We start from the raw sequence: 14,623 nt of genomic DNA on the forward strand, positions 1-14,623 counted from the left end.
GGGGCACGGGCAACGGCGCCACCGGCCGCGCCCGGAAACCGGTGATCAGATCCTGGGCGGCCGCGCCTCGTACGGCGTGGACAGCACCACGGTGGTCCGGGTCGAGACGCCCGCCAGCGACCGCACCCGTGCCAGCAGCTCCTCCAGTTCGTGCGGTGTGGCCACCCGCACCTTGAGGATGTAGTTCTCGTCCCCCGCCACGCTGTGGCACGCCTCGATCTCCGGTACGCCGGCCAGCCGGTCCGCGATGTCGTCCGGCGCGCTCGGGTCGAACGGCTTCACCGAGATGAACGCCGTCATCGGCAGCCCCACGGCCTCCGGGTCGACGACCGCCGCATAGCCCCGGATGACCCCCCGCTGCTCGAGCCGCCGCACCCGCTGGTGCACGGCCGACGTGGACAAGCCCGTGGCCTTGCCCAGGTCGGTGTAGCTCATCCGCCCGTCCTTGACGAGCAGCTGCACGATCTGTCGGTCCAGCTCCTCCATGGCGCAAGAACCTACAGGGCCGCTGACCGCCTCCGGTACCTCGGCCGCCGGGGCCATGTCCGGTTCGGGAGGCGGGCGGAAGGCGGCCGTCGGCGCTGCGGGGGACAAAACCGCCGGAGCGGGCACCCGCGAGTGCCGTGTGACGAACGCCACACCCTTCGAACAGTCTCCGTGATGCCGTCGTGATTACCACCCAGGGGTGACGGGAAGTGCTTGCTGTGGTCGAGGCCGCAGCGCCTGAACGGCCCAGCCCGAGGGGGAGAACCCAATGCAGAGTCTTAAGCGCCCTGGTCGCACCGCGCCCAAGCGGCACCAGCTCGTCGTCGAGCCCGAGCCGGAGGGTGTCGAACCCGACGCCTACGACGAAGAACTCGACGCCTACGACACCTTCGAGATGTTCCGGGTCGTCTGCCCGGACTGCGCGCAGCCCATCGCCCTCCTGGCGGACGAGGAGGTGCTTCCCGAGCACGCGCTGTGCGCCTCGCCCTGGAACCCGTTCGGCCTCACGGTCTGTGCCGGAACCGGCCGCAGGGCGGCGGACGCCCGCCCCGCGGACGAGTCCGTGGAGCCCCAGGAGCAGGACACCGCCCTGCTGCTGACGCTCCCTCAGGGACTCGACTGGCGGACCCAGCCCTTCTCGCACGTCGGCGGACCGGGCTCACGCCCCATCAGGGTCCCCGTGATGCGCCGCCAGGCGGCCTGAGCACGGGCTTCCCCGCCCGCTCGCTCCACTCCGGCGACTGCCCCGCGCCACGGTCGGCGGACCGCCGTGGTGCGGGACCGGCGTGCCCGCTCACCCGGAGTGCGCGCCCGGCCAGGAGACACGACGGACCGGACGCCGCTGAACGCACGCCCGATTCCGCCCGCGGGTGACCCGTCCGGCCTCCGTCGCGTTGCCCAGGCATGACCCCCATCTCCTCAGCGACCGGGCGTCAGCGCCTGCTGTTCGTCCCGCCGCCCGCACAGTCGGTTCGACCGCCACGTCTCCAGGACCCGCCGATCTACCGCGACCTGATGCGCACCTGGGCCGAGGGCGGCCGCACCCTGCCGGGCCGGCACGACCCGGAGTGGACGCGGCTCGCGGCGCCCTGGCGGGGCCTCGACCAGTTCAGCGCGTCTCTGGACCCACCACATGGCGGGCGATGACCATCCGCTGGATCTGGTTGGTGCCCTCGACGATCTGCAGCACCTTGGCCTCGCGCATGTAGCGCTCGGCCGGGAAGTCGGCGGTGTAGCCGTAGCCGCCGAGGATCTGGACGGCGTCGGTGGTGACGCGCATCGCCGTGTCCGTGCAGTGCAGCTTGGCCATGGCCGCCTGCCGGGTGAAAGGCCGGCCGGCGTCGCGCAGCCGGGCCGCCGCCAGGTAGAGCGCGCGGCCGGCCTCGATCTGCGTCGCCATGTCGGCGAGCATGAAGCGCAGCCCCTGGAAGTCGGCGATCGGTCTGCCGAACTGGCGCCTCTCGGTCGCGTACCGCAGCGCCTCGTCCAGCGCCGCCTGCGCCACGCCGATCGCGCACGCCGAGATGCCGAGCCGCCCGGCGTCGAGGGACGACAGGGCGATCGCGAAGCCATGGCCCTCCTCGCCGATGCGCCGGGCGTCGGAGACGCGGACGGCGTCGAAGTGGACCTGGGCCGTGGGCGAGCCCTTCATGCCCATCTTCTTCTCGGGCGCCGCGGCACTGACCCCTTCCGCGTCGCCGGGGACCAGGAAGGCGGTGATGCCGCGCGGCCCCTCCTCGCCGGTGCGGGCCATGACCGTGTAGAAGTCGGCGATCCCGCCGTGGGTGATCCAGGCCTTGGTGCCGGTGATCACCCAGTCGTCGCCGTCGCGCACGGCCTTGGTGCGCAGGGCCGCCGCGTCCGATCCGGAGTGCGGCTCGGAGAGGCAGTACGCGCCCAGGGTGGCGCCGCCGAGCATCGCGGGCAGGTGCTCGACCTGCTGCTCCTTGGAGCCGTGGGCGGCGAGGGCGTAGGAGGCCAGGGTGTGGACGCTGACGCCGAGACCGACGGTCAGCCGTGCCGCGGCGAGCTCCTCCAGCACCTGGAGGTAGACCTCGTAGGGCTGCTCCCCGCCGCCGTACTCCGCGTCGTACGGCAGGCCGAGCAGGCCGGACCGGGAGAGCAGGGTGAACAGCTCGCGCGGGAAGCGGCCGGCCTCCTCCTCCTCGGCCGCGTGCGGGGCGATCTCCTGGGCCGCGATGTCGCGGACGAGTGAGATCAGGTCCCGGGCCTCCTCCGTGGGCAGTTGCCGGTCCACCGGCTGCGGGGCGCGGTCGGGCATGGCGACGCTCTCCTCCCTGTCGGGCACTGGCGGTCGGGCCCATGGGTGGGGGGCGGCGCCGCCTGGTCGTTCTGGTGCCTGGCCGATGCTTGCAGTCCCGGGTCGCGGAAGCTGCTGACAGCGGCTGTGCGCTGTGAGTATGCCCGATCGGAGGCATCCCGTCACCAGTTAACGACCGCTCACTTCAAGAATGGCCGAGCATCCCCCCGGCGGGGACATTGCTACGCACCATTGACCCAACTGGTCTAGTCCTCCTACCGTTTGGCCCACCGTTTCACCGCGTCCATGCCAATGGTCGCGCGCGCTCTCCCCTCCCCCACGAGGAGGCACCAAATGCAGACCCCCCACACCTCCCGCTTGCGGGCCGTCGTGTCCGCGGTCTGCTGCGCCGTCCTCGGCGTCGGCCTGCTGGCCGGCGCGGGCACCTCCGCCACCGCGGCGACCTCGGCTCAGGAGGCCGCCGCGGACGCGAAGGCCGCTAGCGCGGCCGAGGCCGGCGGAGCCAAGGTCATCGGCTACTTCACCGAATGGGGCACCTACGACCGCAAGTACTACGTCAAGAACATCGAGACGTCCGGCTCGGCGGACACACTCACGCACATCAACCACGCCTTCGGCAACGTCAGCGGCGGCAAGTGCGCCATGGGCGACGGCTACGACGGCTACGCGGCCACCGACCGGGCCCACACAGCCGCCGTGTCCGTCGACGGCCAGGCCGACACCTGGGACCAGCCGCTGCGCGGCACCTTCAACCAGCTGCGCGAACTGAAGAGGAAGCGCCCGGACCCCAAGGTCCTGTGGTCCTTCGGCGGCTGGACCTGGTCGGCCGGCTTCGGGGAGGCCGCGAAGAACCCGGCCGCGTTCGCCCAGTCCTGCTACGACCCGGTCGAGACTCCCGGTGGGCCGACGCCTTCGACGGCATCGACATCGACTGGGAGTACCCGAACGCCTGCGGCGCCACCTGCGACACCAGCGGCAAGGCGGCCCTCCGCGACGTGATGCAGGTGCTGCGCGCCGAGTTCGGCGCGCAGCACCTGGTCACCGCGGCGATCACCGCCGACGCCACCCCGGGCGGCAAGATCGACGCGGCGGACTACGCGGGCGGCGCACGGTACGTCGACTGGTACAACCCGATGACGTACGACGTCTTCGGCGCCCGGGACGCCGCGGGACCGCCCGCCCCGTACTCGCCGCTGACCTCGTACTCCGGCATCCCGAAGGCGGGCCACCACACCGCGGCGACCATCGCCAAGCCCAAGGTCGTCGGTGTCCCGGCCTCCACGCTGCTGCTCGGCATCGGCTTCTACGGCCGCGGCTGGACCGGCGTGACCCAGGCAGCACCCGGAGGCACCGCGACCGGCCCGGCGGCGGGCACGTACGAGCAGGGCATCGAGGACTACAAGGTGCTCAAGGACAGGTGCCCGGCGACGGGCAGGGTGGCCCGCACGGCCTACGCCGGGTGCGGCAGCGAGTGGTGGAGTTACGACACCCCGGCGACCCTCGCGACCAAGATGGACCACACGGACCAGCAGGGCCTGGGCGGCAGCTTCCTCTGGGAGCTGAGCGGCGACACCGCGAACGGTGAGCTGATCAAGGCCATCAGGTAGAGCGCCGTGCGTGGGGCGGGGGGTCCGCAGCGGACCCTCCGCCCCTCTTCTCACGCGCCCCGGCCGGCCGGCTGCGGGGCGGGGTAGGCGGGGTCGAGCTCCTCGATCGCGCGCAGGGCGCCGCCGAGCGTCCTCACCAGGAGCTCGCACATGGTCTCGCGGGGGAGCTCCGGGTCGTCGATCCATTCGAGGGTGGCGCCCTCCACACTGCACACCCAGGCCAGCAGGCCCATGCGCGCCAGCGGGGTGATGTCCAGTCGGCCGTACGCGCCCTCGGCGATGGTGGTGACGACGGCCGTGCGCACCCCGTCGCGCAGGGCGTGCACCTCGGTGTCGAAGCCGACCCCGCCGCTGACGATCGTGCGGTACGCGGCCTGGTTGTGCTCGGCGTAGCGCAGGTAGCTGTCGATGGTGCGCTGGACCCGGTCCACGGACGGCAGTTCCTGGCCGCCGGCCGCCCGGGTGAGCAGCTCGGTGACGGAGTCCTGGATGATGGCCAGGTAGTAGCCGCGCTTGGACTGGAAGTAGTAGTAGATCAGCCCCTTGGCGACGTGTGCCTGCCGGGCGATGTCGTCCATCGACAGGGCGTCGTACGACGTGTCGGCGAACAACCTCCGCCCGATGGCGATCAGTTCGGCTCGGCGCGCCGTCGAGCGCTCGGTACCTCGGGCTCTGGGGCGCGCGGCAGGCTGTGGACTGATATTCAATTTCGACCCTGGTCTCACGGGCGGGGGCGGGACATCCGCAGTATGGCAGGTCGCACAGCGGGCTCGTGGGTCAGGTCACAGGGCCCCGGGGCCGTGCCGAAGCGGCCCGGTTCGGGGCCCGGGCCGCTCCACGACGGCGGTTCGGCGGCGGGCGGATGCGCTCAGGCGCGTACGCCCACCGCCGCCAGCGCCGTGCGCTGCGCCGCGCTCGGGCGCGCAGGGAAGTAGAGGTAGCAGACGCCTCCCGTGCCGGAGACGACCTTGCCGGTGGCGTTGTACCGCTTGGTGCGCAGCCAGATGTTCTCGAACTCGCGCCGCCGGTAGACGCGCCGCACGGCCTCGTTGCTCTCCGAGGCGGGGTCGTTGGCGATCACGTCCCCGTCGGCGGTGAAGCCGATCACGGTCATGAGGTGCCCGGCCGTGCCGTAACCGGCCCCGGTCAGCTCCTCCTTGAGGAAGGACTGGGAGGTGATGGCCGGGATGCCGGCGGCGATCAGCGTCTCCAGGTCGGTGAGCGAGCCGAGCCGGGTGACCACGCCCTGGAGGTCCTCGAAGGTGGCCGCGTAGGCGGCGTTGAAGGGCCAGTTGCCGCAGCCGGCGTACTGGTGGTCGTAGGTGAAGCGGGCCGCGTGGCACACCTGCGGGTCGGCGTACGACGGGTCGACCCAGGCCAGTTGCCCGGGGGTGAGGCGGCCGCCCCAGTACTCGATGATCATTTGGGAGGACGTCGGGCTGCACCAGGCCTCGCCGCCGTTGTCGTACTCGGGGTACCGGCCCTTGTGGATCTCCTGCGAGTACCGCGGGACGTCCAGTTCCCCGGACATGCCGGGCGAGGAGGCGGGGACGGTGAACCGGTCGGGTACGTCCGAGGCCATCGCGCCGGTCCGCCACACCTGGGGGGTGGCCTGGGTGCCGGGCTTGCGGTACAGGGTCAGGCGCAGCCGGTAGGAGGCGAGGCGCAGGCCCGTCGACGGGTCGTCGATCGCCAGGGTGTCGGTCCAGACGGTGCTCCTGCCGTCGCTCTGGTCGTCGACCGAGGTGCTCCGGACGTCGCGGTCGCCGGAGGCCCAGCGGCCCATGACGTACCAGGGGGTGCCGGTGCCGTCGGTGTAGGTGCCCTTGATCTCGGCCTGGAGCCAGGTGCCGGAGGGGGTGTGCGCGTTCCAGGAGACGACCGCCTCCGTCGCCGGGACGGAGAGGAGGTGGACGGGGGACGTCCAGGTGCCGTACTCCCAGGAGGCGGTGGTGCCGGTGTGCGGGTCCGTGTAGGCCCTGGTGCCGGCGGGTGTCGCGATCACCAGGCCCGGGCGGGTGCCGGCGACGGCACGGGTGCCCCGGCGGGTGCCGGAGCGCCAGTCGGCGTGCGACGTCCAGGCCCGGTTGTCCACGGCGCGGGCCGGGACCGCCCGGGCCGCGTCCGCCGGATCGGTCGTCATGGAGGTCTCGGGGCCGGCGGCCGCCGGCCCCGCGCTCGCGGTGACGGCTGCGGCGACGGCGGCGGCCAGGACGATTCTGCGGGACGGCTGTTCGACTCTGCTCATGGTGAGCCCCCGGTGGTCGGAGTCGGGCAGGGCGGGGCAGGTCCGTTGCACGGGCGGTCGCACCGTGCGTGCGCCACATAGCAGCACAGCCCGCCCGGTCCTGCCAGCACTTCGGGCCGCGCCACGCCCATCAATATTGGCGTCGACCGGTGGCGGCGGCCGTCGGTCTCGTCGTACGGGCGCCCCCCGTGGTTAGAGTGCTGGCGAGATGAACGCGCCCTTCCGTCCCGCACCGGGATCCTCCGTCCGCGACCTGGCCTGCCGGATCCGCCGCCTTCCCCCCTCCTGCGGACCGGTCCGGCTCGTCGGCGTCGACGGGCACGCCGGCTCCGGGAAGAGCACGTTCAGCGGGGAGTTGGCGGGTGAGCTGGGCGGCGCGCCCGTGCTGCGCCTCGACGACATCGCCAGCCACGACGAACTGTTCGACTGGACCGGACGGCTGCTGGACCAGGTGATCGAGCCGCTGTCGCACGGCCGGACCGCGCACTACGCCCCCTACGACTGGCGGGCCCGCCGCTTCGGCCCGCCGCGTCCGCTGCCGCCGGCCCCGGTGATCCTCCTGGAGGGCGTCGGGTCGGGGCGCCGCGCGCTGCGCCCCCGTCTCGTCCTGCTGCTGTGGATGGAGCTGCCACGCGAGGAGGCCTGGGCCCGGGGCCGGTCACGGGACGGGGAGGAGCAGCGGGGCTTCTGGAACGGATGGATCCCGGCGGAGCGCCGGCACTTCGCGGACGACCCCTCGCGGCCCTTCGCCTACCTCCTGGTGCGGCAGCGAAAGGCGGGGTACGAGGTGCTCGCGGGGCCCGCCGGGACCGCTGGACCGGACCACTCCGTGACGCAGGGTGACGAGCCGCCCGCAGTGCGCTGAAGTGGTGAAGACCGGTGCGGAACAACTTCCCGGAGTGTGTCAACTCTGCTTGACCGGGGCCCCGTACAGGTCTTACGTTCTCGATGTGCGGTATCGGAGCCGCCCCATGACGCGAAGCCCCCGGTTGTTCCCCCGTGATCGGGGGCTTCGTTCCGTCCTCTTCCGGGTTTTCGGGCCCCGCGCGGCGCCGAACGCTCACCCTCGGTCACCACCCCGCTCAGGGCCGCGGCCGCTCCCACCTCGCAGAACGCCGCGTGAGGCCCTCTACGGACGCGCCGCCCCCGCAGGTACGATGCCCTCGTCGCGACCTGCGGACGGTTGCTGCGCGCCAGGCGCAACTCCCTTCCGTGGCTCAGCGGTTCGAGCAGGGCAGTCGGCCGGGGGACGGCTCGTTGGCATACCGACGGGGGCACGGTTCGTGGGGGACGTGATGGACTTCGGCACGCAGGGCCCTCAAGCCCCGGCCGACCTCGCCTGGCTGCGGGGCATCGACGCCTACACCATGGGCGCCTATCCGCAGGCGGAGGAGGAGTTCCGCGCCGCCGTGCGGATGGATCCCGCCATGGCCGACGGCTGGCTCGGGCTGCACGCGCTGCGCGTCGACACGGCGACCGCGCTGCTGAGGATGTTCCGGCACCGGGAACGCTTCGGCGAGCAGCGCACCCGCTACCGTCGCACCCTCAACTCCTGGTACTGGCTCGGCTGGTGGGTGCAGCCGGTGCTGGAGAGCCCGCGGGACCTGCTGCTCGCGCACGCCTCGCACTGGCTGGACGGGCGCCACGTCCCCGAGCTGGACCGGGCCCTCGCGGGACTGCCCCCGGTCGACAGCGACCACCAGGTGCGCTTCCTGCACGCCTGCCGCGCCTACCTCGTCAAGGACTGGGAGCAGCTGGTCCGCCACACCGACCCGCTTCTCGACGATCCGGTGCTCGGCATCGAGGCGGGCCTGTTCGGGGGCATGGCCCGGGTCCGGCTGGAGATGTACGGGCAGGCCGAACCGCTGCTGTCCGCCGCGCTGATGCGCTGCCGCAGCGAGCAGCCGCAGCGTAAGGAGCTGCGCTACTGGCTGGCCCGGGCCCACGAGGGCACCGGCCGCAGCGCCGCCGCGCTCCCCCTGTACCGGGCCGTGCACCGCGTCGACCCGGCCTTCATGGACACCTCCGCCCGGCTCGCCGCGATCGCCGAGGGCGACGGGTACGACGACTCCGCCGACCTCGCGGCGATCACCCTGCCCGGCATCGGCCAGGACACCGTGGACGGACCGGACGGGTTCGACCCCCTCTTCGGCCTGGAGGGGCGCGATCTGAGGCTGCCCGACCCGGAGCCGCCGGTCTCCGCTCCCCTGCCGCCGGTGGCCGATCCGGCGGTCCGCGCCAAGGGCGGCCCGGTGGCGTCGCTGCCCACCGGGCCGACCGACCCCGCTTTACTCGAGGAGGCGCTCGCCCAGCTTGAGTGCATGGTGGGGCTGGAGCCGGTGAAACGCCAGGTCAAGGCCCTCTCCGCGCAACTGAACATGGCCCGGTTGCGCGCCGGGCAGGGCCTTCCGGTCCAGCCGCCGAAACGCCACTTCGTCTTCTCCGGCCCCTCCGGCACCGGCAAGACCACCGTCGCCCGCATCCTGGGCCGCGTCTTCTACGCCCTCGGTCTGCTCGGCGGCGACCATCTCGTGGAGGCCCAGCGCGCCGACCTCGTCGGCGAGTACCTCGGGCAGACGGCCGTCAAGGCCAACGAACTGATCGACTCCGCCCTCGGGGGCGTACTCTTCGTCGACGAGGCGTACGCGCTGTCGAACTCGGGCTACGGCAAGGGGGACGCGTACGGCGACGAGGCGCTGCAGGTGCTGCTGAAGCGGGCCGAGGACAACCGCGACCACCTCGTGGTGATCCTGGCCGGCTACCCGGAGGGCATGGACCGCCTGCTGGCGGCGAACCCCGGGCTGTCGTCCCGCTTCACCACCCGCGTCGACTTCCCGTCCTACCGGCCCCTGGAACTGACCGAGATCGGCAAGGTCCTTGCCGCGGAGAACGGCGACCTGTGGGACGAGGAGGCCCTCGACGAGCTGCGGTCCATCGCCGGGCACGTGGTGGAGCAGGGGTGGATCGACGAGCTGGGCAACGGGCGGTTCCTGCGGACGCTGTACGAGAAGAGCTGCGCGTACCGGGACCTGCGGCTGTCGGTGTACCCCGGGGTCCTGGGCCGGGAGGATCTGGTCACGCTGCGGCTGCCGGACCTGATGCAGGCCTACGGGGAGGTGCTGTCCGGGCGGGGGCCGCAGGCTCCGCCCGGACTGTGAGGGACCGGCGTGGCGAGCCCCTACGTCGCCAGTACCTCCTCGCCGGACCTGGGTTCGGTCAGCCGGACCTCGCGCACCTCGCGGTGGGCCGGGTCCCGGACCTCACCCACCAGCAGTTCCAGCACGTCCTCCAGTGCCACGAGCCCGAGCACCTTCCCGGACGTGTCGGCCACCTGCGCCAGGTGCGTCGCGGCCCGCCGCATCACCGTCAGCGCGTCGTCCAGCGGCAGGTCGGAGCGGAGGGTCGTCATCGGCCGCCACAGCTGCTGCGGCACGGCCCGGTCCGAGTGCTCCAGATCCAGGACGTCCTTGACGTGCAGGTAGCCCATGAACGCGCCGTTGTCCGCGGCGACGGGGAAGCGGGAGTAGCCGGTGCGGGCGGTGAGCTCGACGATCCGGCCGGGCGTGACCGACGGGCTGACCGTCACCAGGGACTCGCGCCCCAGCAGGACGTCCGTCACCGGGCGGGAGCCCAGCTCCAGGGCGTCCTCCAGGCGCTCGGCCTCCTCGGGGTCGAGCAGCCCCGCCTGGCCCGCGTCCTCCACCAGCCGGTTCAGCTGCTCGCTGGTGAAGACGGCCTCGACCTCGTCCCTGGGCTCGACGTGGAAGAGCCGCAGGATGCACTGGGAGCAGGCGCCGAGGGCGGCGGTGACGGGCCTGCAGAAGCGGGCGAAGAAGACCAGGCCGGGGCTGAGCCACAGCGCGGCCTTCTCCGGGGCCGCCATCGCCAGGTTCTTCGGGACCATCTCGCCGATGACGAGGTGGAAGAAGACGACCGCGGCCAGGGCGATGACGTAGGTCAGCGGGTGGATCACGCCGTGCGGCAGACGGGCCCACGCGAAGACCGGCTCCAGCAGGTGGGCGACCGTCGGTTCGGCGACCGCGCCGAGGGTCAGCGAGCAGACGGTGATGCCGAACTGGGCCGCCGCCATCATCTGCGGCAGCCGCTCCAGACCGTAGAGGACCTGCCGGGCCCGGGCGGTGCCGAGCGGCTCGATCTGGCTGCGGCGTACGGAGACCAGCGCGAACTCGGCGCCGACGAAGAATCCGTTGGCGAGCACGAGCAGCGCGGCGAAGAGGAGTTGCAGGACGCTCATCGGGTGGCCTCCGCCCTGGCCGCCACGGGGGCGGTCCGCACGAGCCGGACCCGCTCCGCGCGGTAGTGGCCGACCTGGCGCACCGCGAGGCGCCAGCCGGGCAGCTCCGCCTTGTCACCGACGGCGGGGATCCGGCCCAGCAGGTCGGCGATCAGGCCCGCGACGGTCTCGTAGGGGCCCTCGGGGACGTCGAGGCCTATGCGCTGCAGCACGTCGACGCGGCAGCTGCCGTCGACGTCCCAGGCGGGCCTGCCGTCCTCCGGCGGGGCGGCGGCCAGCTCGGGCAGGTCGTGCCCGTCGTGCTCGTCGCGGACCTCGCCGACGAGCTCCTCGACGATGTCCTCCAGCGTGACGACGCCTGCGGTGCCGCCGTACTCGTCGACGACCACCGCGATGGGCTGCTCGCTGCGCAGCCGGGCCAGCAGGGGCCGTACGGGCAGGGTCTCGGGGACGAGCAGCGCCGGGCGGGCGATACGGCCCACGGGCGTGCGCAGCCGGTCCCGCACGGGCACCGCGAGGGCGTCCTTGAGGTGGACCATGCCGACGACCTCGTCGATCCGCTCCCGGTAGACGGGGAAGCGGGACAGGCCGGTGGCGCGGGTCAGGTTGACCACGTCCTCGGCGGTGGTGGAGGACTGCAGCGCGCTGACCTTCACGCGCGGCGTCATCACGTGCTGCGCGGTCAGCTCGCCCAGGGACAGGGTCCTCACGAAGAGGTCGGCCGTGTCCTGCTCCAGGGCGCCGGCCCGGGCCGAGTGGCGGGCCAGGGAGACGAGTTCGCCGGGGGTGCGGGCCGAGGCCAGCTCCTCGGCGGGCTCGATGCCCAGCGCCCGGACGAGCCGGTTCGCCACGGCGTTCAGGGCCGCGATGACCGGGCGGAACAGCCGGGCGAAGACGTGCTGCGGGCCCGCGACGAAACGCGCGACCTGCAGCGGCCGGGACACGGCCCAGTTCTTGGGCAGGAGCTCGCCGATCACCATCTGCACGGCGGAGGCCACCAGCATGCCGACGACGACCGTGACCCCGGAGACGGCTCCCTCGGGGATGCCGATCGAGGTGAAGGGGCCGTGCAGCAGCCCGGCGAGCGCCGGCTCGGCGAGCATGCCGACGACGAGGGAGGTGATGGTGATGCCGAGCTGGGTGCCGGAGAGCTGGAAGGAGAGTTCCTTGAGCGACTCGACGACGCGGTGGGCGCGCCGGTCGCCCTCGGCGGCGGCCTTCTCGGCTTCCGCCCGCTCGACCGTCACCAGGCCGAACTCGGCCGCCACGAAGAATCCGTTGGCGAGAATCAGCAGGAACGCGGCTGCCAGGAGCAGCAGGGGGATGGTCATGATGCCGCCGCCTCCGCACGGTCGCGGACACGGTCCACGCCATGTCGGCGGGGGGCGGCGCAGGTACTGCAGGACGATCCGTCCATCGCCGGAGAGGGTCACTCCTCGGTTAGCAGGAGCCCCTGGCGCACCGGGCGGGGCGGCAGGGGCGGAGGCGCATCCGTTCACGCCGTCCGCCCAACAGATTAATCAAGACACGGCCCGCGGCGGCAGTGGCGGCCGCCCGCCGGATGAGCCGCGTCAGCCCCGGCGCTGCTCGGGGCCGGCGACGGAACGGGCCTCGACGAGCGCCCGCAGGGCCCGCGCGTCGGAGAGGGCGCGCTGCTTGGCGAGGCCCGGCTGGATGCCCAGGGCGGGCAGGCTGGTGCCGTCGCTGAGGTTGAGGAACACCCAGGGGTCGCCGGGCCGGAGGGTCACCTGGAGGATCTCCGCCCACTCCAGCCGACGCTTGTTCGTGAGATTGACGACAGTGACACCGCCCTCGTCGGCGACGACCTTGGGCCGCGCCAGCAGGAGCAGCACGGCGTCCAGCAGGAGCGCCGTGAACACGAAACTGAGGCGCTCGCCGGGGCTGAGCCTGAGCATCATCGCGACGGCGGTGATCACCACGAAGATCGCGACGGCGGCACCGAGCAGCACCGCGCGGGTGCTGCCCGGCCGGAAGGTGACGGGCAGGGTGGGCAGGTCGGACATCGGTGTCGCCCCTTCAGAGACGGCAGGCGTGGATGGCCGTGGTCAGGATGGCCCGGGCGCCGATGTCGTAGAGGTCGTCCATGATGCGCTGCGCCTCCTTGGCGGGGACCATCGCGCGGACGGCGACCCAGCCTTCGTTGTGCAGCGGGGAGACGGTCGGTGACTCCAGGCCGGGGGTGAGGGCGACGGCCTTCTCGAGCTGCTCGACGCGGCAGTCGTAGTCCATCATCACGTACGTCCGGGCGACCAGGACGCCCTGCAGGCGCCGCAGGAACTGCTGGACCTTGGGGTCCTCGCCGTCGGCGCCGGTGCGGCGGATGACGACGGCCTCGGACCGCATGATCGGCGCGCCGACGACTTCCAGGCCCGCGTTGCGCAGGGATGTGCCGGTCTCGACGACGTCGGCGATGACCTGGGCGACGCCGAGCTCGATGGCGGTCTCGACGGCGCCGTCGAGGTGGACGACGGAGGCGTCGATGCCGTGGTCGGCGAGGTGCTTGGCGACGATGCCCTCGTAGGAGGTGGCGATCGTCCTGCCCTTGAGGTCCGCCAGGTCGCCGCCGACGGTGCCCGGCCTGGTGGCGAACCGGAAGGTCGAGCGGGCGAAGCCCAGCGGCAGGATCTCCTCGGCCTCGGCGTCGGAGTCGATCAGCAGGTCGCGGCCGGTGATGCCGATGTCGAGCTGCCCGGAGGCGACGTAGATGGCGATGTCGCGGGGGCGCAGGTAGAAGAACTCGACCTCGTTGGTCGGGTCGACGATCCGCAGTTCCTTGGACTCGCGGCGCTGCTGGTAGCCGGCCTCATGCAGCATCTCCGCCGCAGGGCCTGACAGGGAACCCTTGTTGGGGACGGCGATGCGCAGCATGAGGTCGGCTTCCTTTGCGTGGTGTCGGACGGGAACGGGGGTGCGGCTCAGAGGTGGGCGTAGACGTCGTCGAGGCTGATGCCACGGGCGACCATCATCACCTGGACGTGGTAGAGCAGCTGCGAGATCTCCTCGGCGGCTGCTTCCTTGCCCTCGTACTCGGCGGCCATCCACACCTCGGCGGCCTCCTCGACGACCTTCTTGCCGATGGCGTGGACGCCCTTCCCGACCAGTTCGGCGGTACGGGAGGTGGCGGGGTCGCCCTGAGCGGCCTTCTGCTGGAGCTCGGCGAAGAGCTCCTCGAACGTCTTCTTGGACATGGTGACGCTCAGCCTATGCCACAGGCGGCTCCCGTCAGCGCCAGGGTTCGGATACCGAGCGGAGCGTGGCCGCCGTCGCCACCGCGGCCGTCACCGCCTCGTGCCCCTTGTCCTCGCTGGAGCCCTCGATGCCGGCGCGGTCCAGGGCCTGCTCCTCGGTGTCGCAGGTCAGTACGCCGAAGCCGACGGGGACGCCGGTGTCGACGGAGACCTGGGTGAGGCCCTGGGTGACGCCCTGGCACACATAGTCGAAGTGGGGGGTCCCGCCGCGGATGACGACGCCGAGGGCGACGATCGCGTCGTAGCCGCGGCCCGCGAGGACCTTGGCGACGACCGGGAGCTCCCAGCTGCCGGGGACCCTGAGCAGGGTCGGCTCGTCGATGCCCAGGTCGTGCAGGGCGCGCAGGGCGCCCTCGACCAGACCGTCCATCACCTTCTCGTGCCACTGGGCCGCGATGACGGCGACCCGGAGGTCACCCACATTGCGTACGGACAGCTCCGGTGCACCCTTGCCGCTCACGTCTCTCCCTCGTGCTC

At 72.5% G+C, this 14,623-nt stretch carries 14 protein-coding genes and 1 pseudogene; 5 read left to right on the forward strand and 10 right to left on the reverse strand.

Annotated features, from left to right (window positions below):
- Nucleotides 1–45: 45 nt before the first annotated feature.
- Complete coding sequence (locus ACFW6P_RS14895) at nucleotides 46–486, reverse strand: Lrp/AsnC family transcriptional regulator (RefSeq protein WP_006136660.1); 441 nt, start codon at nucleotides 484–486, stop codon at nucleotides 46–48.
- 268 nt (nucleotides 487–754) lie between these two features.
- Here ACFW6P_RS14895 and ACFW6P_RS14900 point away from each other — a divergent pair, with 268 nt between their 5' ends.
- The gene (locus ACFW6P_RS14900) at nucleotides 755–1,189 is read left to right on the forward strand and encodes a hypothetical protein (RefSeq protein ID WP_386358120.1); all 435 of its coding nucleotides are present in this window, start codon (nucleotides 755–757) and stop codon (nucleotides 1,187–1,189) included.
- A gap of 200 nt (nucleotides 1,190–1,389) precedes the next feature.
- A complete protein-coding gene (locus ACFW6P_RS14905; RefSeq protein WP_386423821.1) occupies nucleotides 1,390–1,632 on the forward strand; it encodes a hypothetical protein in 243 nt (80 codons plus the stop codon).
- On the opposite strand, the gene ACFW6P_RS14910 is transcribed toward ACFW6P_RS14905, so the two are convergent.
- Nucleotides 1,595–2,767 (reverse strand): acyl-CoA dehydrogenase family protein, encoded by a 1,173-nt coding sequence (locus tag ACFW6P_RS14910; protein ID WP_386358123.1) that lies wholly within the window; start codon nucleotides 2,765–2,767, stop codon nucleotides 1,595–1,597. The two genes, ACFW6P_RS14905 and ACFW6P_RS14910, sit on opposite strands and share 38 nt — an antisense overlap.
- 333 nt (nucleotides 2,768–3,100) lie before the next feature.
- On the opposite strand from ACFW6P_RS14910, the pseudogene ACFW6P_RS14915 reads away from it, so the two are divergent.
- Nucleotides 3,101–4,374 (forward strand): annotated as a pseudogene (locus ACFW6P_RS14915) (glycoside hydrolase family 18 protein).
- A gap of 50 nt (nucleotides 4,375–4,424) precedes the next feature.
- Here the strand turns inward: ACFW6P_RS14915 and ACFW6P_RS14920 are convergent.
- A complete protein-coding gene (locus ACFW6P_RS14920) occupies nucleotides 4,425–5,081 on the reverse strand; it encodes a TetR/AcrR family transcriptional regulator (protein ID WP_386358124.1) in 657 nt (218 codons plus the stop codon).
- Between the two features lie 161 nt (nucleotides 5,082–5,242).
- Nucleotides 5,243–6,622: a peptidase C39 family protein gene (locus ACFW6P_RS14925; protein WP_386423823.1), complete on the reverse strand. Its 1,380-nt coding sequence runs from the start codon at nucleotides 6,620–6,622 to the stop codon at nucleotides 5,243–5,245.
- Nucleotides 6,623–6,830: 208 nt separating this feature from the next.
- Between ACFW6P_RS14925 and ACFW6P_RS14930 the strand changes: the two genes are divergently transcribed.
- The gene (locus tag ACFW6P_RS14930) at nucleotides 6,831–7,487 is read left to right on the forward strand and encodes a uridine kinase (protein WP_386423825.1); all 657 of its coding nucleotides are present in this window, start codon (nucleotides 6,831–6,833) and stop codon (nucleotides 7,485–7,487) included.
- Nucleotides 7,488–7,917: 430 nt separating this feature from the next.
- On the forward strand, nucleotides 7,918–9,780 hold the full coding sequence (locus tag ACFW6P_RS14935) for an AAA family ATPase (protein WP_386358188.1): 1,863 nt from the start codon (nucleotides 7,918–7,920) through the stop codon (nucleotides 9,778–9,780).
- A gap of 20 nt (nucleotides 9,781–9,800) precedes the next feature.
- Here the strand turns inward: ACFW6P_RS14935 and ACFW6P_RS14940 are convergent, their stop codons facing one another.
- The 6 genes from ACFW6P_RS14940 to ribH form a co-directional block, all read right to left on the reverse strand.
- Nucleotides 9,801–10,877, reverse strand: a complete 1,077-nt coding sequence (locus ACFW6P_RS14940; RefSeq protein ID WP_386358128.1) for a hemolysin family protein — start codon at nucleotides 10,875–10,877, stop codon at nucleotides 9,801–9,803.
- On the reverse strand, nucleotides 10,874–12,208 hold the full coding sequence (locus ACFW6P_RS14945; RefSeq protein ID WP_386358130.1) for a hemolysin family protein: 1,335 nt from the start codon (nucleotides 12,206–12,208) through the stop codon (nucleotides 10,874–10,876). The genes ACFW6P_RS14940 and ACFW6P_RS14945 overlap by 4 nt, the downstream gene beginning before the upstream one ends.
- A 240-nt stretch (nucleotides 12,209–12,448) precedes the next feature.
- On the reverse strand, nucleotides 12,449–12,901 hold the full coding sequence (locus ACFW6P_RS14950; RefSeq protein ID WP_386358131.1) for a PH domain-containing protein: 453 nt from the start codon (nucleotides 12,899–12,901) through the stop codon (nucleotides 12,449–12,451).
- A 13-nt stretch (nucleotides 12,902–12,914) separates the two neighbouring features.
- Nucleotides 12,915–13,766, reverse strand: a complete 852-nt coding sequence (gene hisG / locus ACFW6P_RS14955; protein WP_386358134.1) for an ATP phosphoribosyltransferase — start codon at nucleotides 13,764–13,766, stop codon at nucleotides 12,915–12,917.
- A 47-nt stretch (nucleotides 13,767–13,813) separates the two neighbouring features.
- On the reverse strand, nucleotides 13,814–14,086 hold the full coding sequence (locus ACFW6P_RS14960) for a phosphoribosyl-ATP diphosphatase (RefSeq protein ID WP_137305876.1): 273 nt from the start codon (nucleotides 14,084–14,086) through the stop codon (nucleotides 13,814–13,816).
- Between the two features lie 34 nt (nucleotides 14,087–14,120).
- Nucleotides 14,121–14,606, reverse strand: coding sequence for a 6,7-dimethyl-8-ribityllumazine synthase (gene ribH, locus ACFW6P_RS14965; protein ID WP_386358136.1), 486 nt, complete (start codon nucleotides 14,604–14,606; stop codon nucleotides 14,121–14,123).
- Nucleotides 14,607–14,623: the final 17 nt, after the last annotated feature.

This window comes from Streptomyces sp. NPDC058741 (assembly GCF_042746715.1).
Taxonomy (GTDB): domain Bacteria; phylum Actinomycetota; class Actinomycetes; order Streptomycetales; family Streptomycetaceae; genus Streptomyces.

What these genes read in the sequence shown, in the direction of transcription:
- ACFW6P_RS14945 (WP_386358130.1), bottom strand. Translation starts at nt 12,208, where the DNA reads ATGACCATCCCCCTGCTGCTCCTGGCAGCCGCGTTCCTGCTGATTCTC.
- ACFW6P_RS14895 (WP_006136660.1), bottom strand. Translation starts at nt 486, where the DNA reads ATGGAGGAGCTGGACCGACAGATCGTGCAGCTGCTCGTCAAGGACGGG.
- ACFW6P_RS14930 (WP_386423825.1), top strand. Translation starts at nt 6,831, where the DNA reads ATGAACGCGCCCTTCCGTCCCGCACCGGGATCCTCCGTCCGCGACCTG.
- ACFW6P_RS14940 (WP_386358128.1), bottom strand. Translation starts at nt 10,877, where the DNA reads ATGAGCGTCCTGCAACTCCTCTTCGCCGCGCTGCTCGTGCTCGCCAAC.
- ACFW6P_RS14925 (WP_386423823.1), bottom strand. Translation starts at nt 6,622, where the DNA reads ATGAGCAGAGTCGAACAGCCGTCCCGCAGAATCGTCCTGGCCGCCGCC.
- ACFW6P_RS14900 (WP_386358120.1), top strand. Translation starts at nt 755, where the DNA reads ATGCAGAGTCTTAAGCGCCCTGGTCGCACCGCGCCCAAGCGGCACCAG.
- ACFW6P_RS14950 (WP_386358131.1), bottom strand. Translation starts at nt 12,901, where the DNA reads ATGTCCGACCTGCCCACCCTGCCCGTCACCTTCCGGCCGGGCAGCACC.
- ACFW6P_RS14960 (WP_137305876.1), bottom strand. Translation starts at nt 14,086, where the DNA reads ATGTCCAAGAAGACGTTCGAGGAGCTCTTCGCCGAGCTCCAGCAGAAG.
- ACFW6P_RS14935 (WP_386358188.1), top strand. Translation starts at nt 7,918, where the DNA reads ATGGACTTCGGCACGCAGGGCCCTCAAGCCCCGGCCGACCTCGCCTGG.
- hisG (WP_386358134.1), bottom strand. Translation starts at nt 13,766, where the DNA reads ATGCTGCGCATCGCCGTCCCCAACAAGGGTTCCCTGTCAGGCCCTGCG.
- ACFW6P_RS14910 (WP_386358123.1), bottom strand. Translation starts at nt 2,767, where the DNA reads ATGCCCGACCGCGCCCCGCAGCCGGTGGACCGGCAACTGCCCACGGAG.
- ACFW6P_RS14905 (WP_386423821.1), top strand. Translation starts at nt 1,390, where the DNA reads ATGACCCCCATCTCCTCAGCGACCGGGCGTCAGCGCCTGCTGTTCGTC.